12 protein-coding genes are annotated in these 17776 nt (G+C 72.5%); 7 read left to right on the top strand and 5 right to left on the bottom strand.

Annotated elements, in window-relative coordinates:
• The first annotated feature begins 17 nt into the window (after nt 1–17).
• Entirely contained in the window at nt 18–1268 is a 1251-nt protein-coding gene (gene fmdA, locus IPZ69_RS02400; protein ID WP_235451942.1) for a formamidase, read from the top strand.
• A 78-nt stretch (nt 1269–1346) separates the two neighbouring features.
• Here fmdA and IPZ69_RS02395 read toward each other — a convergent pair whose 3' ends face one another.
• The gene (locus IPZ69_RS02395) at nt 1347–2135 is read right to left on the bottom strand and encodes a TetR/AcrR family transcriptional regulator (protein WP_235451941.1); all 789 of its coding nucleotides are present in this window, start codon (nt 2133–2135) and stop codon (nt 1347–1349) included.
• Nucleotides 2136–2410: 275 nt separating this feature from the next.
• Here IPZ69_RS02395 and IPZ69_RS02390 point away from each other — a divergent pair, with 275 nt between their 5' ends.
• The 5 genes from IPZ69_RS02390 to IPZ69_RS02370 all read left to right on the top strand — a co-directional run bounded on the left by IPZ69_RS02390 (nt 2411) and on the right by IPZ69_RS02370 (nt 12529).
• Nucleotides 2411–4123, top strand: a complete 1713-nt coding sequence (locus IPZ69_RS02390; RefSeq protein WP_235451940.1) for an MFS transporter — start codon at nt 2411–2413, stop codon at nt 4121–4123.
• Between the two features lie 189 nt (nt 4124–4312).
• Nucleotides 4313–7168 carry a helix-turn-helix transcriptional regulator gene (locus IPZ69_RS02385; protein WP_235451939.1) on the top strand — a complete coding sequence of 952 codons (2856 nt, stop codon included), beginning with the start codon at nt 4313–4315 and terminating at the stop codon, nt 7166–7168.
• 147 nt (nt 7169–7315) lie between these two features.
• Nucleotides 7316–8098: a hypothetical protein gene (locus IPZ69_RS02380; protein ID WP_235451938.1), complete on the top strand. Its 783-nt coding sequence runs from the start codon at nt 7316–7318 to the stop codon at nt 8096–8098.
• Nucleotides 8098–10353, top strand: a complete 2256-nt coding sequence (locus tag IPZ69_RS02375) for a bifunctional serine/threonine-protein kinase/ABC transporter substrate-binding protein (protein WP_235451937.1) — start codon at nt 8098–8100, stop codon at nt 10351–10353. The genes IPZ69_RS02380 and IPZ69_RS02375 overlap by 1 nt, the downstream gene beginning before the upstream one ends.
• 10 nt (nt 10354–10363) lie before the next feature.
• Nucleotides 10364–12529 carry a bifunctional serine/threonine-protein kinase/ABC transporter substrate-binding protein gene (locus tag IPZ69_RS02370; RefSeq protein WP_235451936.1) on the top strand — a complete coding sequence of 722 codons (2166 nt, stop codon included), beginning with the start codon at nt 10364–10366 and terminating at the stop codon, nt 12527–12529.
• A 40-nt stretch (nt 12530–12569) separates the two neighbouring features.
• Here the strand turns inward: IPZ69_RS02370 and IPZ69_RS02365 are convergent, their stop codons facing one another.
• Complete coding sequence (locus tag IPZ69_RS02365) at nt 12570–13070, bottom strand: hypothetical protein (protein WP_235451935.1); 501 nt, start codon at nt 13068–13070, stop codon at nt 12570–12572.
• 126 nt (nt 13071–13196) lie between these two features.
• Entirely contained in the window at nt 13197–13640 is a 444-nt protein-coding gene (locus IPZ69_RS02360; RefSeq protein ID WP_235451934.1) for a hypothetical protein, read from the bottom strand.
• A gap of 41 nt (nt 13641–13681) precedes the next feature.
• Between IPZ69_RS02360 and IPZ69_RS02355 the strand changes: the two genes are divergently transcribed.
• The gene (locus IPZ69_RS02355) at nt 13682–14812 is read left to right on the top strand and encodes an NAD-dependent epimerase/dehydratase family protein (RefSeq protein WP_235451933.1); all 1131 of its coding nucleotides are present in this window, start codon (nt 13682–13684) and stop codon (nt 14810–14812) included.
• A gap of 14 nt (nt 14813–14826) precedes the next feature.
• Here IPZ69_RS02355 and manD read toward each other — a convergent pair whose 3' ends face one another.
• Both manD and IPZ69_RS02345 read right to left on the bottom strand, forming a co-directional pair.
• Complete coding sequence (gene manD, locus IPZ69_RS02350; RefSeq protein ID WP_235451932.1) at nt 14827–16068, bottom strand: D-mannonate dehydratase ManD; 1242 nt, start codon at nt 16066–16068, stop codon at nt 14827–14829.
• A gap of 139 nt (nt 16069–16207) precedes the next feature.
• A complete protein-coding gene (locus tag IPZ69_RS02345; RefSeq protein WP_235451931.1) occupies nt 16208–17653 on the bottom strand; it encodes a gluconokinase, GntK/IdnK-type in 1446 nt (481 codons plus the stop codon).
• Nucleotides 17654–17776: the final 123 nt, after the last annotated feature.

Below are 17776 nucleotides of genomic sequence, written 5' to 3'. Positions count from 1 at the left end.
TATTCGAGGAGATTGTCATGCCCGAAGTTCGCTTCAAGGTGGACCAGACCAAGTCCATGCGCGAGCAGGACGTTCCCGGACACAACAGGTGGCACCCGGACGTCCCCATAGCCGAAATGGTGAAGCCGGGCTCGGAGTTCCGTATGGAGTGCCGCGACTGGACCGACTGCCAGGTCGGCGACAACGACTCCGCCAACGACGTACGTGACATCGATCTGACCATTCCCCACATGCTCAGCGGCCCGATAGGCGTGGAGGGAGCCGAACCCGGCGACCTGCTCGTCGTCGACATCCTCGACCTCGGCCCCGTGCCGCAGCAGACCGGGGGCGCAGCAGGCCAGGGCTGGGGCTACACCGGCATCTTCGCCAAGGCCAACGGCGGAGGCTTCCTGACCGACTACTTCCCCGACGCCTACAAGGCGATCTGGGACTTCCACGGCCAGCAGGCGACCTCCCGCCACCTGCCCGGTATCCGGTTCACCGGGATCACCCACCCGGGGCTGTTCGGAACCGCGCCGTCCGCCGAGATGCTCGCCAGCTGGAACACCCGTGAGCAGGCACTGATCGACACGGACCCGAACCGGGTCCCGCCGCTCGCGGTACCGCCGGACGCCACCAACGCGCTCGCCGGCAAGGCCACCGGAGACCTCGCCAAGCGCATCTGTGCGGAAGGCGCGCGCACGGTGCCGGCCCGTGAGAACGGAGGCAACCACGACATCAAGAACTTCACCCGGGGTTCGAGGGTCTTCTACCCCGTGAACGTCCAGGACGCCAAGCTCTCCGGAGGCGACCTGCACTTCAGTCAGGGCGACGGAGAGATCACCTTCTGCGGCGCCATCGAGATGGGCGGCTTCATCGACTTCCACGTCGACCTGATCAAGGGCGGCATGGAGACGTACGGCATCTCCACCAACCCGGTGTTCCTGCCGGGCAACGTCGAGCCGAGGTACACGGAGTTCCTGACCTTCATCGGCATCTCCGTCGACCACGACACGGACACGAACTACTACTTGGACGCGACGCTGGCCTACCGCCGGGCCTGCCTCAACGCGGTCGAGTACTTCAAGAAGTTCGGCTACAGCGGGGAGCAGGCCTACCTGCTGCTCGGCTCCTCCCCCATCGAGGGACGTATCAGCGGCATCGTCGACATCCCCAACGCCTGCTGCTCGCTGTACGTACCCACCGCGATGTTCGACTTCGAGGTCCGGCCGAGCCCCGCGGGCCCGATGAAGGCCGACCGGGGCAAGTGCGCGTTGTCCACTGCCTGACCGGACGGCAGGGCCGGGCGCAAAGGTCCGGACACACTCACCCACAGGTTTCAGGGGCGCTCCTCGGAGCGCCCCTCGTCACTGCGAGGGGGGCGACGGAGCCGGGTCCGGCAGGTAGCTCGCCAGGCCGCGCAGGATGATCTCCAGACCGATGTCGAAACGGTCGTCGGAGGAGTCGGTGACCATGAGCCCGGACAGGGCGCGCAGGTGGGGATAGTCCTCTTCGGGCAGGGACGCGAAGTAGTTCTGCATCTCCCCGGCCATCTCGCGCCAGTCGGGACGGGCCAGGGAGGAACCGCCCGCCTCGTCCGCGGCGGCCCGGTCCTGCCACATGCCCTCCTCCAGGACGAAGCCGTTGATGTAGGTGGAGATGAGGTCACCGGCCTCCGCCGAGATGCGGTCGGGCAGCCCGGCGGTACGGAAGATGGCGAGCAACGCCTCCACGTGCGGCAGCAGTTCGGCGGTGAACGGGACGTGGGCCATGGAGATCCTGGCCATGTCCCGGTGGGACAGCAGTCGCCGCCGTACGGAGCGAGCGAAGTCCCGCAGCTGCTCCTGCCACCGCTCCCGGTCGGGTTCGGGCAGGTCGAAGCCGACGAAGAGCCGGGTGTACATCAGCTCCAGCAGGTCGGCCTTGGAGCTGACATGGGCGTAGAGAGCGGAGACCGTGACCCCCAGCTCGGCCGCCACCTGCCGCATCGACAGCCCGTCCAGCCCTTGGCGGTCCAGCACGACGAAGGCGGCCTCGACGACCCGTACACGTGACAGCGGTACGCGCGCGGGGGTGACTCGGGAGCGCGCGGGGCGCCCACGTTCCCAGGGGGACGGCGGTAGGGGTGCGGGAGTGTCGGAGGCCGCGTCGCTCATGGGGACAGTCTAGGCCTCAGGAGAACAGCGTTCTCCTACGGCGAGCGGCGTTCACGCGAACGGAGACGCGATATATCTTGTCGAGCGTCGCCGGTTGCGCTATATCTTAATGAACAGCGTTCGCCAAGTGAGCACTGTTCTGTTAGGGTGAACACCGTTCTCGCCCGACCGCCCGTCAACCAGGGCCGTACCGGCGAGCCGGACAGTCACATGCATCCGTCCCACCGCGCGCGCGGATCGTCGCCGCGGCGCGGCCCTTCAGCGAGGAGTTCCCGATGTCCACCACCGGTGTCGCGTCCACCGAGACGCCCACCGACTCACCAGCGCCCTACCGGTGGCGCTGGGCTGCGCTCTTCGTGATCCTCGCGGCCGAGGTGATGGATCTCCTCGACGCCGTCGTCACGAACATCGCCGGCCCCAACATGCGGGCCGACCTCGGCGGCGGCGCCTCCACCCTGCAGTGGCTCGCCGCCGCGTACACCCTGTCGATGGCCGTCGGGCTGGTCACCGGTGGACGGCTCGGGGACATCCACGGGCGTCGCCGGATGTTCCTGGTGGGCGCCGCCGGCTTCACCGTGGGCTCGCTGCTGTGCGCGGTCTCCGTGTCGCCCGAGATGCTGATCACCGCACGTGTCGTGCAGGGCCTGTTCGGCGCGGTGATGCTGCCGCAGGGCCTCGGCATGATCAAGGAGATGTTCCCGCCGCACGAGTCCCAGAAGGCCTTCGGCATGTTCGGCCCGGTCATGGGACTGTCCGCGGTGTGCGGACCGATCCTGGCCGGCTGGCTCGTGGACGCCGACTACTTCGGCACCGGCTGGCGGATGATCTTCCTGATCAACCTGCCGCTGGGCGCCGCGGCCTTCCTCGGTGCCGTGCGCTACCTGCCGAAGGGCCGGTCCGGCCCCAAGCCGCGCCTCGACATCCCGGGCATGATCCTGGTGTCGCTGGCCGCGCTGCTCATCATCTTCCCGCTGGTCCAGGGACGTGAGTACGACTGGCCCGTGTGGACGTTCCTGCTGATGGGCGCCTCGGTGGTCGTCTTCGTCGCCTTCGCCGTGTACGAGTCGCGCCTCGGCAGGAGCGGCCGGGACCCGCTGGTCGTCCCCAGCCTCTTCCGCAAGCGTGGCTTCAGCGGTGGCATGGCCCTCGGGCTGGTCTTCTTCTCGACCATGCAGGGCTTCATGCTGGTCTTCAACCTCTACACCCAGATCGGCCTCGGCTACTCGCCGCTCAAGGCGGGACTGGTGATGGTGCCCTGGTCGGGCGGCATGGTCGTCGGCTTCGGCATCGCCCAGGGCATCGCCCGGTTCGGACGGGCCGTGCTGCAGGCGGGCACGCTGGTCATGGCGCTCGGCGTGTTCGGCGTATGGCTGACCCTCGACGTGATGGGCAGCGGCGTCGGCCCCTGGGAGCTCCTGCCCGCCCTGCTCGTCACCGGCATCGGCATGGGCCTGCTCATGGCACCGTTCTTCGACATCGTGCTCGCCAGCGTCGAGCAGCACGAGACCGGTTCGGCGTCGGGCACGATGACCGCGATACAGCAGCTCGGCGGCGCGTTCGGTGTGGCCCTGCTCGGCACCGTGTTCTTCGGTCTGCTGGGCGGCGGGATCGCCGGCGCCGTCGACCACCGCTCGGACCACCTGCGGCAGGAGCTGACCACCGCGCACGTCGCGCCGGCCGCGCGGGACCGCGTCGTGGCGGACCTGCGCGCCTGCGCCTCGGACCGCGCCGTCGCCAAGGACCCCGCCGCGACCCCGGCGTCCTGCGCCCGCCTGGAGAAGGACACCCGGACCGCGGTGACCTCGCCCGAGGCCGGCGCCCGGGTACCCGCCGCGCTGAAGTCGACCGCCACGTCGGCCTTCCAGAGCGGCTTCGGCTCCGTCATGAAGACGGTGTTGTGGATCGTCGACGGCATGCTCGCCCTGACCTTCCTGCTCTCGTTCCTCCTGCCGCGCCACGCGCGTCCCGAGGGGCAGGGCGGGCACTGATCGCGGCCCCACGGGCATCGGCGAACGACGGCAACGGCGAACGACGGCCGGGCACCCCCGCTCAGGGGCTGCCCGGCCGTCGTGGTCCCCGGGCTCCGCCCCTCGATCGGCTGTGCGGCCCCATAGGGTGAGCTGTGGGAATCGAAGATCGACGGGGCCGATCGGGTCACCGGCTGGGGGGACGGGAACATGGCGGAACTGGTGGGCAGGTCGTCGGAACTCGCGCGGCTGGACGCCCTGTTGGTGGCAGACCTGGAAAGTTCCGAACTGCCGAAGGTCGCCGACATCGTCGGTGAACCGGGCATCGGGAAGAGCCGGTTGCTCGACGAAGTGTGCGCGCGGGCCCGCCGGGCCGGGTTCACCGTCCTGCGCGGGCGGGCGACGGAGTACGAACAGCACGTGCCCTTACGGCTGTTCACCGACGCGTTCGCCGATGCGGATGCCGGCGCTGTTGCCGACGCCGGCCTCTTCGCCGACGCCGGTGCTGTTGCCGATGCCGCTCCTGCCGCCGCCCGATTCGGACTTCACCGTGACATCGCCGCGCACCTGACGCGTCTGGGTGAGCGCGGTCTGGTGCTGGCCCTGGACGACCTGCACTGGGCGGATCCCGCGTCACGCGAGCTCGTGGACCATCTGATCCGGCACCCCGCACGCGGGCGCGTCCTGCTGGTGGTGGCCCGGCGGGACCGGCAGACGCCGACCTCGCTTGGCGCGGCACTGACCCGCGGCGCGGACGGCGGAGCCGTACTCCACCTCGCCCTGGAGCCCCTCTCCGAGCGGGAGTCCGTCCTGGCGCTGGCTCCCGACGTTCCCGAGGACCAGGCCAGGCGGCTGCACGCCGCCAGCGAGGGCAACCCCCTGTATCTGTTCGCGCTGGTGCACGCGTACCGCACCGGGGCGTCCTCACGCGGCCTCACCCCCGACCACCACGCCGACGCCATGGAACCGGCCGGCCTGCCCGCCGGGCTCGCGGCCCTGCTGCTCGACGAACTGGCCGCGCTCACCGGGCCGCAGCGCCAGGTCGTCGAGGCGGTGGCGGCGCTCGGCGACCACGCGACACCCGCCCTGTTGAGCGTGGCGACCGGACTCCCCCGCGCGGACGTGGAGAACGCGACCGGCGCCCTCGTGGCACGGGATGTGCTGCGTGCCGGGCCGGGCGGCCGGTGGGTGCTGCGCCATCCCCTGGTCCGGGCCCTGGTCCACGAGAGAACCGGGCCGGCACGGCGTGCCGAGGTGCACCGCCGTACCGCGCGGGAGCTGGCCCGCCGGGGTGCTCCGGCCACCGAACGAGCCCGCCATGTCGAGCGGTCGATGACCTGCTGGGACCCCCAGGCCGCGGAGGTGCTCGTCGAGGCCGCGGCACGGTTCGCTTCGACCGCGCCGGCCACGGCCGCCCACCTCCTGGATGTCGTCCTCACCCATATGCCGGACACGCCCGACCGCTGGGCGCGGCGCGGCGAACTGGTCCTGGCGCGCGCCCGCGCGCTCGGCGTCAGCGGGAACCTCCGGGAGAGCCGGGACCTGCTGCACGCCCTGATCGAGACGTCCGGCAAGGACCATCCCGAACTGCGTACGCAGGCCGTCGCCCAGTGCGCCGTGATGGAGCGGCACCTCGGCCACTCCCCCGAGGCCACCGCACTGCTGCGCCGGGAGCTGTCCCGCGATCCGGGCCCGTCGCCCGCCCAAGGCGTCTCCCTGTGCCTGGCCCTCGGCATGTCCGCCCTGCTGACCGCCTCGTATCCGCAGGCACGCGCGGACGTGGCGCAGGCCGCGGCCGTCGCGCGGTGCGACGACGATCCCACCGGTGAGGCGGCGGCGCTGGCCCTGGCGGCGCTGGGCGAGGCATACGAGGGAGAGATCGACGCGGCGGCCCGGTTCGCCGACGCCGCCGGGTCACTCGCCGACGCGCTGACCGATCCCGGTCTCGCCACGCTGTGCGAGGCGCTGGTCTGGCTCGGCTGGGCGGAAACCGTGCTGGAACGCTACGACGACGCCGAGCGGCACATCAGCCGGGGGCTCGGCATAGCCCGCCGCACCGGTCAACTCCACGTCCTGCCCCACCTGTTGACGAGCAGGGCTTTCGTCCACCTCACCACCTGCCGGCTGCCGTCCGCGCTGGAGGCCGCCGAGGAGGCGGAGTCCATCGCCCGAGCCGCCGGCAGCGACGAACTGCTGGGCTTCACACTGGCCATCAAGACGCTGGTGCTGCTGCTGTCCCGCCCGCTGGGGGACGGCAGCGCCCTGTCCACCGGTCGTGAGGCCACCGCCGCGGCGGGCCGGAGCAGGGGCTGGTGGTCGTCGCTGGCCTGGTGCATGCTCGGGCACGCGACCTACGTGAGCGGCGACCCCCATGGCGCCCAGGAGGCCATCACGAAGGCGGGCGGCGGCCCCGAACTGCCCCTGCTGCAGCCGTCGATCCGTCCGGGCCAGCTCGACACCCTCGCGGCCGCGGCCCTCGCCGCCGGTGACGTCGAGGCGGCCGGCCGCTGTGTCGCCCAGGCGACGCGCGAGGCCGACCGGCTCGGCCTCGACGGCCAGCGCGCGGCCGCCCTGCGCGCCCGGGCCACGCTGGCCGAGCACCGGGGCGAAACCACCGAGGCCGTACGGCTTCTCGACGCCGCGGCACAGGAGTACGTCCGCTGCGGCCAGCCCCTGTGGGAGGCGTACTCCCTGCTGCGGGCGGCGCCCTTGGCACAGCGCACCGGGCAGGGGGCGCGCGCCGCCGCGATGTGGCGCCGGGCCCACCGGATCGCCGTAGACGGCGGCGCGCGCCTGCTGGTGGACCTCGCCGAGCTGATCCGCCCCCAGGTGATGGCCGCGACACCGGCGGTCCCGCCCCAGCTCGCGGAGCTGACGGCCCGTGAGCTGGAGGTGGCGAGGCTGGTGGCGGAGGGGCTGAGCAACCAGGACATCGCCGCCCGGCTCCACCTCAGCCGACGCACCGTCGAGACCCACCTGTCCACGATCTACCGCAAGGCCTCGGTGCCGTCCCGCTCGGCCCTGGCCGGACTCATGACCCGGGTCGGGCTGGGATCCGGTTCCTGAGCGCAACGCACCGAAACACGTAGTCGGTTACGTGTTTCCACCGAGGCCGCTTCCCTCGCCGCCGTCTACGTTCGGTCAGTCGGACGACTCGACCGGTGCAGAGGGGACTGCGTGAAGGGCAACACCCGAGGTATGGGGGGACGCTGGGTGACGCTCCTGGTGGCGGGGGGTCTGCTGGCCGGGTGTTCGGCCCAGGGGGTGGGCGACGGGTCCTCCCGGCCGACCAGGTCGTCCGCCCGAGCCGCCTCGCCGGAGGCCACGACGCCTCCGGCGGGCGGCTCGGCCGCCACCCCCGCCTTCACACCCGACGCCGACCTCGTCCCCAGGACCTCGAAGGACGGGCGCGACCTGGTGGACTCCGTGGTGTTCGCCCCGGCCGACTGGGGCCGGGCCTACGTCGCGCAGGACCCGGCCGCCAGCGCCCCGGGCACCTGGGCCGTACTGGACGACGGCTGCCGCTGGGGACGGGAGAAACTCCCCCGGGAGGTGCTGGCCAGCCTGTCCCGGTACAGCCTGCTGCCGGCCGGCAGGGGCAAGGGCGCCGTCAAGGTGACCGCCGCGGCCACCGCGCACGCCTCCGTCCTCGGTGCCGACGAACAGCTGAGCACCACCCTGGAGGAAGTCCTGCGCTGCCCGGAGCAACGGCCGCGCACCGACGAGCGGATCACGGGCCTGAACTCGCTCGGCACCCCCTTCGGCACGCGCGAGCAGGAGTACGCCGACGACTCGATCCTGGAGGCCGGTCAGTACGTCGAGCGGGGCGGTGCCGCCCAGCAGTACCAGTGGATGGTCGCCCGGCTGGGCACGATCGTCGTGGCGGTCTCCGTGACCGGCGGGAAGGGCCACACCCCACAGGAGCTCCAACAACTGGGCAGCTCCGCCCTGGGTCAGATGCTGGTGCGCGTCCAGCAGCGGTTGAAGGAGAAGTGATGGAGCCGCTGCACACCTCGGACCCGTCCAGGCTGGCGGGACATCGGCTGCTCGGGCGGCTCGGCGCGGGCGGGATGGGTGTGGTGTACCTGGCCCGCTCGGCGGGCGGTGCACTGGTCGCGCTGAAGGTGATCCAGGCCGAGTACGCCGAGGACGCCGACTTCCGGGAGCGGTTCAGGCGGGAGGCGGAGACGGCCCGCCGGGTGACCAGTCCCTGGGTGGCGTCCCTCGTCGACGCGGACCCGGACGCGCCGCAGCCCTGGCTGGCCACCGCCTTCGTGCCGGGGCCCTCGCTCGGTGAGGCCGTCGCGGCGCACGGCCCGCTGCCCCTGCGGAGCCTGCGGGTGCTGGGGGCGCGGCTCGCTCAGGCGCTGGGGGACCTGCACGAGGTCGGGATCGTGCACCGGGACGTCAAGCCGGGCAATGTGCTGCTGGCGCTCGACGGCCCCCGGCTGATCGACTTCGGTGTGGCCCGCGACCCGCGGGACACCGCGCTCACGTCGACCGGCGTGGTGGTCGGCACCCCCGGCTTCCTGGCACCGGAACAGATCCGGGGCGAGCCGGAGTTGGGCCCGGCCGGCGACATCTTCTCGCTGGGCTGCGTGCTGGTCCACGCGGCCACCGGCCGTCCGCCGTTCGGTACCGGTTCGCCGGACGCGCTGCTGTACCGCACGGTGCACGACGCACCGGACCTGGAGGGCCTTCCGCGGGAGCTCGCCGAGGCGGTGGGCGGCTGCCTGGAGAAGGAGCCGGGTCGGCGGCCCACCGCCGAGGCACTGGCCCGGTCCCTGACGGTCGACGCGCCCGCGACGCCTGCCGACCCGCGCGAGGCGCTACGGGCGGTTCGCCAAGGGGACGAGGACGAAGTCCCCGGTGACGAGGCCTGGTTGCCGGAGCCGTTGGTCCGGCTCATCGCCGAACGGTCGGCGGCGGGGCTCGCGGTGCCGGGCGTCGACGACACCGAGATCGACGCCACGGACGAGACCGCGGACGGCGCGACCGTACCCTCCCCGCCGCAGGGGCGCGCCGTGGGCAGGCGCCGTTTCCTCCTGCTGGCCGGTGGCGCCGGCGCGGTGGCGGCGGGCGGTGGCGCACTCGCCCTCTGGGCAGCGTCCCGGGGTGACGGAGAGGGCAAGGGCGCGGGTTCCGGCTCGGCGCCGAAGGACAGCATGCCCCTGTACACCATCGGGCTGCACGCCGACCTGACCGGCGATCAGAAGGCGGTCGGCCGGGCTCAGGAGCGTGGACTGCGGCTCGCGGTCGACGAGTTCAACGCCCGTAGGGACAGCCGGTTCGCGCTGGCCGTCAAGACCGTGGACGACGGCGGCGATCCGGCCAAGGCGGCCGCCGCGGCCAAGCGACTGGTCGCGGACCGTTCGGTCCTGGCCGTGGTCGGTCCCACCACGGACGCCACCGCCCTGGCCGCGCTGGCCACGTACGACGCCGCCTCGCTGCCCCAGATCGCGGTGTCCCCCGGGGCCACCGTGCTGGGGGTGACGGGCAGCCGGTCCTTCCTGCGCGCCCGCGTCACGGACACGATCCTGCCGTTCTATCTCAGCGCGTATCTGCGCGGCACCGCGAAGTCGCGCACGGTCGGGATCGTCGACGACCGGGCGGCGGACGCCTACGCCTGGGAGATCAGCAGCACGCTCGCCCGGGTCCTGCGCGACGCCCGGCAGCCATCCGTGCCGAAGGTGGTCAGCGCGCTGCGGACCGACTTCGCGCCGACCCTGGACGCCCTGCTCGACGGCGGCGCCGACTCCGTGGTCTTCGCCGGCTACCACGACCGGGCCGCGCTGCTGGCCAGGGAACTGACCCGCCGTGACTTCCCGGGCGCGCGGGCCGCCGCCCAGGGGGTGCTCGATGCCCGGTTCCTGTCCGCCGCCGGGGACGCGGCCGAGGGCTGGGCGATCGTCGCCCCCGTCATGGACGCCGCCGTGGCACCCGAGGCGAAGGCGTTCGCCGCCGCGTACCGCGGGCGATTCCATGCGGAGCCGGAGCGGTACGCCGTCGAGACGTACGACGTGGCGCAGCTCGTCCTCAGGACGCTGGGCGCGCTGTCCGTCGGACGCCGCACCCGGCAGCACCTGACGACGGCCCTGCGCTCGGCCACGTACAAGGGGATCAGCCGGAACCTCGCGTTCGACAAGAAGACCGGGGAGCTGGTCGTCGACGGCACCGGGGTCCACCTGTGGAAGGTCACCGGCGGCCGGTTCTCGTACCAGGGCGTGGCGCCCTTCCGGGTCTCCACCTGAGGGGCCGCTGATGGAGCCGTTGCGCGGTGCCGACCCGGCCGGGATCGCGGGGTACCGACTGCTGCGCCGACTCGGCGCGGGTGGCATGGGCGTGGTGTACCTGGCCCGGTCCGGTGGCGGTTCGCTCGCCGCGGTGAAGGTCATCCGCGCCGCGTACGCGCAGGACCCGGGGTTCCGGGCCCGTTTCCGGCGTGAGGTGGAGACGGCGGGCCGCGTCGTGAGCCCCTGGGTCGTACCGCTGCTCGACGCGGAGCCGGACGCGCAGTCGCCGTGGCTCGCCACGGCGTTCGTGCCGGGCCCCTCGCTGGCGGAGGCGGTCGAGGAGTGCGGTCCCCTGCCGGCCGCTTCGGTACGGTTCCTGGGCGCCCGGCTCGCCGAGGCGCTGGACGCCGTGCACGGGGCGGGTCTGGTGCACCGGGACGTCAAGCCGGGCAACGTGCTGCTCGCGGTCGACGGGCCGCGGATGATCGACTTCGGTATCGCCCGGATGCCGGAGGACACCGCGCTCACCGCCAGCGGGATGGTGGTCGGCTCCCCCGGGTTCCTCTCCCCCGAACAGGCCCAGGGAAGGGGCCGGGAGATCGGACCGGCCAGTGACGTCTTCTCGCTCGGTTGTCTGCTGGCCTACACGGTGACGGGCGAACGCCCCTTCGGCCGGGGCTCGGCGGCCGAGGCGCTGGTGCGTACGGTCCACGACGAACCGGACCTGGACGGCGTACCGGCGCCGCTGCTGCCGCTGCTGCGGGGCTGCCTGGCGAAGGAGCCCGGCGCCCGCCCCACCGTGGCCGAGGTGCGGGAGGCGCTGGATGGTGAGGGCGAGGCGGGGAGCTGGTCGCCGGAGTCGCTCACCCGGCTGATCGCGCGCCGTTCGACGGCCGTCCTCGCCCTGCCCGCGGTCGAGGCGACCGCGGTGTCCGGGGCTCCGGCGGGCGTCGACACGGTGCCCGCGGTGGAGGGACCGCCGCCGGGGGCCACACGGCGCCGCTTCCTGGTGCTGGGCTCGGCCGCCGGGGTCGTGGCCGCGGGCGCCACGGCGGCCTGGTGGACGGCGGGCCGCCCCGACCACTCCCCGACGCGCAGTGGCGGCACACGGCTGCCGCGCCTGGTGCTCGCCCTGCAGGCCGATCTGACGGGCGAGCAGAAGACGGCCGGCCTGGCACAGGAGAACGGTGTCCGGCTGGCCGTCGACCACCTCAACTCCCGTACGGGCCGCGGCTTCGACCTCGCCCTCCAGGTGCACGACGACGCGGGCAGCGCCACCCGGGCCGCGCAGGTCGCACGGCGACTGGCCGCCGACGACCGGGTCCGCGCGGTCATCGGGCCGACCACCGACGCCTGCGCCAAGGCCGTCCTCCAGCAGTACAAGACAGCACTGCTTCCCATGGTCTCCGTGTCGGTGGGGCTCGACTCTGAGTCCACCGGCACGTTCCGGACCTACGCGGCCACCCGGCCCCCCGACCGCAACCTGGCGGCTCCGCTGGTCGCTTATCTGGTACGGACCGTTCGGACACGCCGCACGGTGCTGATCGACGACGCGGCCGAGGGCGACTTCAGCTGGGGAATCTGCGCGGACGCCGCGCAGGCGCTCGCATCCGGACAGCGCACCACGATCCGGCGCACTCTCGCCGCCGACGCCGGGGCCGACGCCTTCCGTGCCCTCGCCGAGTCGGTGACCGACGCGAAGGCGGACGCGGTGCTGTTCGCCGGAGGGCACGCACGCGCGGCGAAACTGGCGCGTGCGCTGCGTGCCGCCGGCTACTCCGGTGCCCGGCTGGCCACCCAACGCGCCCTCGACCCGGGCTTCTTGACCTCGGCGGGCGACGCCGCCGAGGGATGGATCTTCGCCACCGCCTTCCTCGATCCGACCCGGGTGCCGGCCGCGCGGTCCTTCGTCACCGCCTACCGCGCACGCTTCCACGCCGCCCCGCCCTGGTACTCGGCGGAGGCCTACGACGCGACGCTCTTCGTGGCCCGGGCGCTGACGACGCTGGGCGCGTCGCGCGCGGAACGGGGCGCGATCGTGGGGCGGTTGCGCGAGATCGACTACCGGGGGATCACCAAGCGGCTGCGCTACACGTCGTCGAGCAGGGAGTACACGGTGACGGCGCTGTACCTCTTCCGGGCGTCCGGCGGCCGCTTCCGCTTTCTGGGCCAGTACGCGGATGCCACCGCCTGAGCCGCGCACGGCCGGCGCGGATCTCGTGGTGGCGCGGGCGTCACGCGTCCTCGGTCGCCTCCGCACGGGTCCAGCTGTGCCGGAGGTTCGGGTGATCCCGGCGGTCGACACGCGTGACCTCCGGCGCTCCGTTGCTGCGCGCCCGCGTCCCGCTGATCAGCGTGCGGTACGCGAAGAGGAGCGTCGCGGCCACGGTCAGGGTGAAGGCGATCCCGGGGCCGTACCCCGTGTCCCTGGACGTGCGGACCAGGTGGACGAGGCCGTAGCCGCTGAGGACCGTGGCCAGGGCGCACACCTTCCACAGCACCGCGTGCAGGCGCCGCTCGCGGCGCACGTCGGCGAACGACGGGAGGGCCACCCGGAGTTGTGCTCCGCAGTGGTCGCACGTCTCGTCGGTCTCGTTCCTGCGCCCGTCGAAACGCTCCAGCCGGCTGGTGGCGGCGTTGGTGAGTGCGGTCGTCCGGGTCGACTGGTGACTGACCTGCTTGGTGAGGCTGTGCATGATCCTGTACTCGAAGGTCCCCGGCACCTCTGCGGCCATGGCTCGCGCCCCTTCTCTCCCCCGACCCGGACAACATCAATTCTCCCCGGGCCTCGGCGACCTACCGCCGGATCAGCACCGTTTGGGACCACCCTGTGACGAAATGCGCGCCCGCCGCGGCGGGTTCTACCGCCGCCGTGCGACCAGGTACCGGGCCCGCCACTGCGGCAGGCAGTCGTGGAGGTACAGCGCGAAGGGGATCCACCAGATCAGATCGTTGGTCAGGAGGATGACGCCGGAGGCCAGGGGCCACTCGCCGGTGAGGGCCAACCCCAGCCAGCCGAGCGGTCCGAGGAGCTTGCCAGCCAGTCCGACCGCGGCGATGGTGAAGCCTTCGGCGGGGCGCAGGGCCACGTCCAGGTAGAGCAGCCCGTACAGGCCGAGCACCATGCCCAGCGTCATGAAGATCTGCGGGTGGTTCTGCGGGGGCATGCCGGCGACCCGGAACAGCCATTGCGGGTCGATGACCGCGTAGCAGCCCCAGGCGATGTTGTAGATGCCTGCCGCGGCGAAGACCCGTCGGTGCAGGCGCTCGCGGGGAACGGGAGAAGTCTCACATGAGGTGACCACCACCTTATTGTCGTGCCCACACGTCGGTAGCATCCCGGCACATGGGGGAATCGAACATCGTCGTGGTCGGGGGAAGCGGCTTCTACGGCCGGTACGTCGTCGCGGACCTGCTCCGCAGACCCGACGTCCGCGTCACCGTCGTCTCCCGCAGACCGCCGCAGCCGCCCTTCCCGTCCGACCGGGTCCACTGGGTCGCCGGTGACCGCGGCGCCCCGGAGCGACTGGGCGAACTCCTGGGCGACGCGGCCGCGATCGTGCACTGCGCGGGCCCGTTCCAGGCGCTCGACGGCCCCGGCAGCCATCCGCTCGGGCCGCTGCGGGCGGCGGTGTCCGCCGGAGTTCCGTACGTCGACATCTGCGAGGACCGCTCCTTTCTGCGCGCGGCAGCCGCGGTGGCCGGACCGGCGACGGCACCCGTCCTGGCGGGGGCCTCCGTCGTGCCGGGCCTACAGGCGCTGATCGTCCACGACCTCGCAAGCGGCATGGACCGGGTCGACGCCGTCCTGTGCTGCGCCGCTCCCGACACCCGGCGGCACCGCGGCCCGGCGATGTTCGAGGCGATGATGCACGGCGCCGGGCTCCCGTTCACGGCTCCTCGCGGGGGCGTCCCGACCGTGGTGCACGGCTGGTCCGAGCCCGAGTGGACCCTGTTCCCGCCGCCGGTCGGCAGGCGCCTGGTCCACCAGGTGTACGAGATGGCCGACCTGGACGTCCTGGCCGACCTTTTCGGTGCCCGAACGATCGCCTTCAAGGCCGGCACCGAATTCACCGCCGTCAACCGGGCGTTGGGACTCTTCGCGACGCTCCGTGCCCGCACCGGGCGGCCCCGCGGCACCCGGCACTGGACCCCGGTGGTGCGCGCGGCCTCCTGGCTCGTCGGCCGGTTCGGCGACGAGGCGGGCGGCTTCACGGTCACCGTGAGCGGGCAGCGCGACGGACGTCCGGTCACCCGACGACTGGGCATGACGGCCCGCCGGGACGGCGGCCGCATCCCCTCACTGCTCGCCGGCATCGCCGTCGACCACCTGCTGACGGGCCGACTCCCCACCCCCGGCCTCGTCCCCCTCCACTCCTGGCTGACACCCCACGAACTGCGCACCGCCCTGCGCGACCGCGGGATCGACCTGTGGCGGCGGGACGACGAGGACGACTGGCGACCCTGGGAGGAGTGACGGCCCGCTCGCCCTCACCAGTCGTGCACGGTCCCGTCGCGCAGCCTGCTGACCGGCAAGTACGCCTGTTGGTATGGGAAGTGACGGGCCGCCTCCACGTCGAGGTCGACGCCCAGGCCCGGCGTGTCGGACGGATGCAGCAGGCCCTCGTCGAAGCGGTAGGAGGTGCGGAACACCTCCAGGGTCCGGGCGGAGTGCCGCATGTACTCCTGGATGCCGAAGTTGTGCACGGCCAGGTCCAGGTGGAGGGCGGCCGCCATGCCCACCGGGGAGATGTCGGTGGGGCCGTGCATCCCGGACCTGACCCCGTAGACGGCCGCGAGGTCCAGCAGCTTCTTCATCGCGGTGACGCCGCCGGTGTGGGTCACCGCGGAGCGCACGTAGTCGATCAGCCGCTCACTGAGCAACGTGGTGTAGTCGTAGACAGAGTTGAAGACCTCGCCGATGGCCAGGGGCGTCGTCGTGTGCTGCCGGATCAGGCGCAGGGCAGCCTGGTCCTCCGCGGGCGTGGCGTCCTCCAGCCAGAACAGGTCGTACGGTTCCAGGGCCTTGCCCAGCCGGGCGGCCTGGATCGGTGTCATCCGGTGGTGTCCGTCGTGCAGCAGCGGGAGTTCCGGGCCGAACTCCGCGCGCACGGCCTCGAAGACGCCGGGCAGGTGCCGTAGGTAGGCGCGCGTGTCCCAGGTCTCCACGGTGGGCCGGGGCCGGTCGCCGGCGGTGGGGCGTGCGGGCTCGTAGTCGTAGCGGTCTCCGCCGCCGGCGCTCGACGCGGCGACGCCGTACACCGAGTCGAAGCCGGGGATCCCGGCCTGGACACGGATGGCGCGGTAGCCCTGTTCCTGGTGGGCGCGTATGGAGTCGAGCAGTTCGGGCACGTCGCGGCCGGAGGCGTGGCCGTAGGCGAGGGCGCCGCTGCGGGACGCGCCGCCGAGCAGCTGGTAGAGCGGCATCCCGGCGCACTTGGCCTTGATGTCCCACAGCGCCGTGTCCACGGCCGCGAGGGCCGCCATGGTCACGGGGCCGCGCCGCCAGTACGCCCCTCGGTAGAGGTACTGCCAGGTGTCCTCGATCCGGGAGGCGTCGCTCCCGATGAGCAGGGGCACGACATGGCTGTCCAGGTAGGAGTGGACGGCCAGTTCGCGGCCGTTGAGCGTGGCGTCGCCGAGTCCGACGATGCCGTCCTCGGTGGTGATGCGCAGGGTGACGAAGTTCCGTCCCGGGCTGGTGACGATCACCTCGACGGACACGATCTTCATGGTGGATCCCCCTCTTCCGGCGGTTCGTTCAGTCGGTCCGTTCGGTCGGTGCGGTCGGTCGGTGCGGTCGGGCATCTCGGCGGGCGCGGCAGCGCTGTGCGGCGGCGACGGCTGGATGAAACCGGGGGCGAAAGCCGGGTCAGTGGCCCCGGGTGCGCCGGGCCAGTTCGGTCTGGACCTCGGCGACGATGCGTTCGACCGGCAGGGTCGCGTCGACGGTCATCCCGGCCTCGTCGTCCTCCAGTGGTTCCAGGTCCTCGAACTGCGAGGACACCAGGGCAGCGGGCATGAAGTGCGACTTCCTGCTCTCCACACGGGACGTCGCGGTGTGCCGGTCGATCGTCAGGTGCACGAAGAACGCGTCGGGCCGGGCCACGCGCAGCAACTCCCGGTAGATGCGTCTGAGCGCGGAGCAGGTGATCACCAGCCCCTCCTCCGCGCCCGCCGCCCGCATACGGCCCGCGAGGGCGGCCAGCCACGGACTGCGGCTGCGGTCGTCGAGCGGGGTGCGGTTCTCCATCGCCTCGACGTTGCTCCGGGGATGGAAGCCGTCCCCCTCCTCGAACGGCACCCGGAGCGAGTCCGCCAGGTACCGGCCGACGGTGCTCTTGCCGCAACCGCTGACTCCCATGACGACCACGGGTGCGCGTCGGGCGTGGAACAAGCCGGCCATGGCCTCCTGGAAGCCGGCCCGATGGGCGGGTGGCAGGCCGTTGGCGTTGAAGTGGTCCAGGCCCGCCCGCAGTCGGTCGCGCACACCGGGATCGCGCAGTCGTCCGCTTCGGATCTCGGCGAGGAGCGCCTGCGCGAAGGCCTCGGCGGCCGTGGCCAGACCCTGGTCGATGGCGTAGGCCAGTCCCATGTGCAGCCACATGGCGATCGGCTCCGGCCGGGTGGGGTACCGCTGGACGGTGTCGGGGCAGAGGGCAGCCCGCGTCGGCGTGATCACCGCCTCCTGGTGGGTGCCGGCCCAGTCCCGGTCGATGCGGTGGTTCAGCGCCATGACGACCGGATAGGACAGGCGCAGGAACAGTTCGTTGCGCGAGCCGGCGAGGAGAGTCCGGTGGAAGGCCGCGTCCACGTCCCTGAAGCGCTGCCGGATCGCCGCGCCCTCCTCGGGCCGCGCGAAGTCCGGGTCCTCGCTCAGGGCGAGCAGGGTGCGCGCGTGGCTGGTGAGGTCGTGGCAGATCTCGGCGGACCGGCTCTGGGCGGCCAGCCTGGCCGCGTGGGGCTCGATCACCTCCCGCAACTCGGTCAGTGACCGCATCTGGCTGTCGGGGGCCACCTCCAGACGCCACGCGATGACGTCGGGGTCCAGCAGGTCCCACCGTTCCAGCGCCTGTACGGTGGCCCCGATCCGCGGCTGCAGATTCACCAGGCCCTTCTGGTGCAGCGTCTGCAGGGCCTCGCGGGCCATGGGCCGGGTGACCTCGAACTCCTGCGTGACGGCGTCCACGGTGAGGTGGTGGTCGCGGGGCTTGCCGCCCTCCACGATCTGGCAACCCAGTTGCTCCACCACCCGCGCGGTGGAGCCCCGTAACGCGTCCTCGGATCCTTCGGGCAGGTCGACTTCGGGACCAGTCATGGCGCAGATGCTAGGTCACAGCACCGTTCTGGTCAGCCGTCCGAACATCGCCAACGGGAGCGCGGAATGCCGTTGGGGCGCACGCCGGGGCGTTTCGCACACCTCTGCCGCCCCCGTGCGACC

The sequence above is a fragment of the Streptomyces olivochromogenes genome (genome assembly GCF_021538895.1).
In the GTDB taxonomy this organism is placed as follows: domain Bacteria; phylum Actinomycetota; class Actinomycetes; order Streptomycetales; family Streptomycetaceae; genus Streptomyces; species Streptomyces olivochromogenes_A.
Note: the sequence above shows the minus strand (reverse complement) of the source record. Positions and strands in the feature narration are given on the sequence as shown.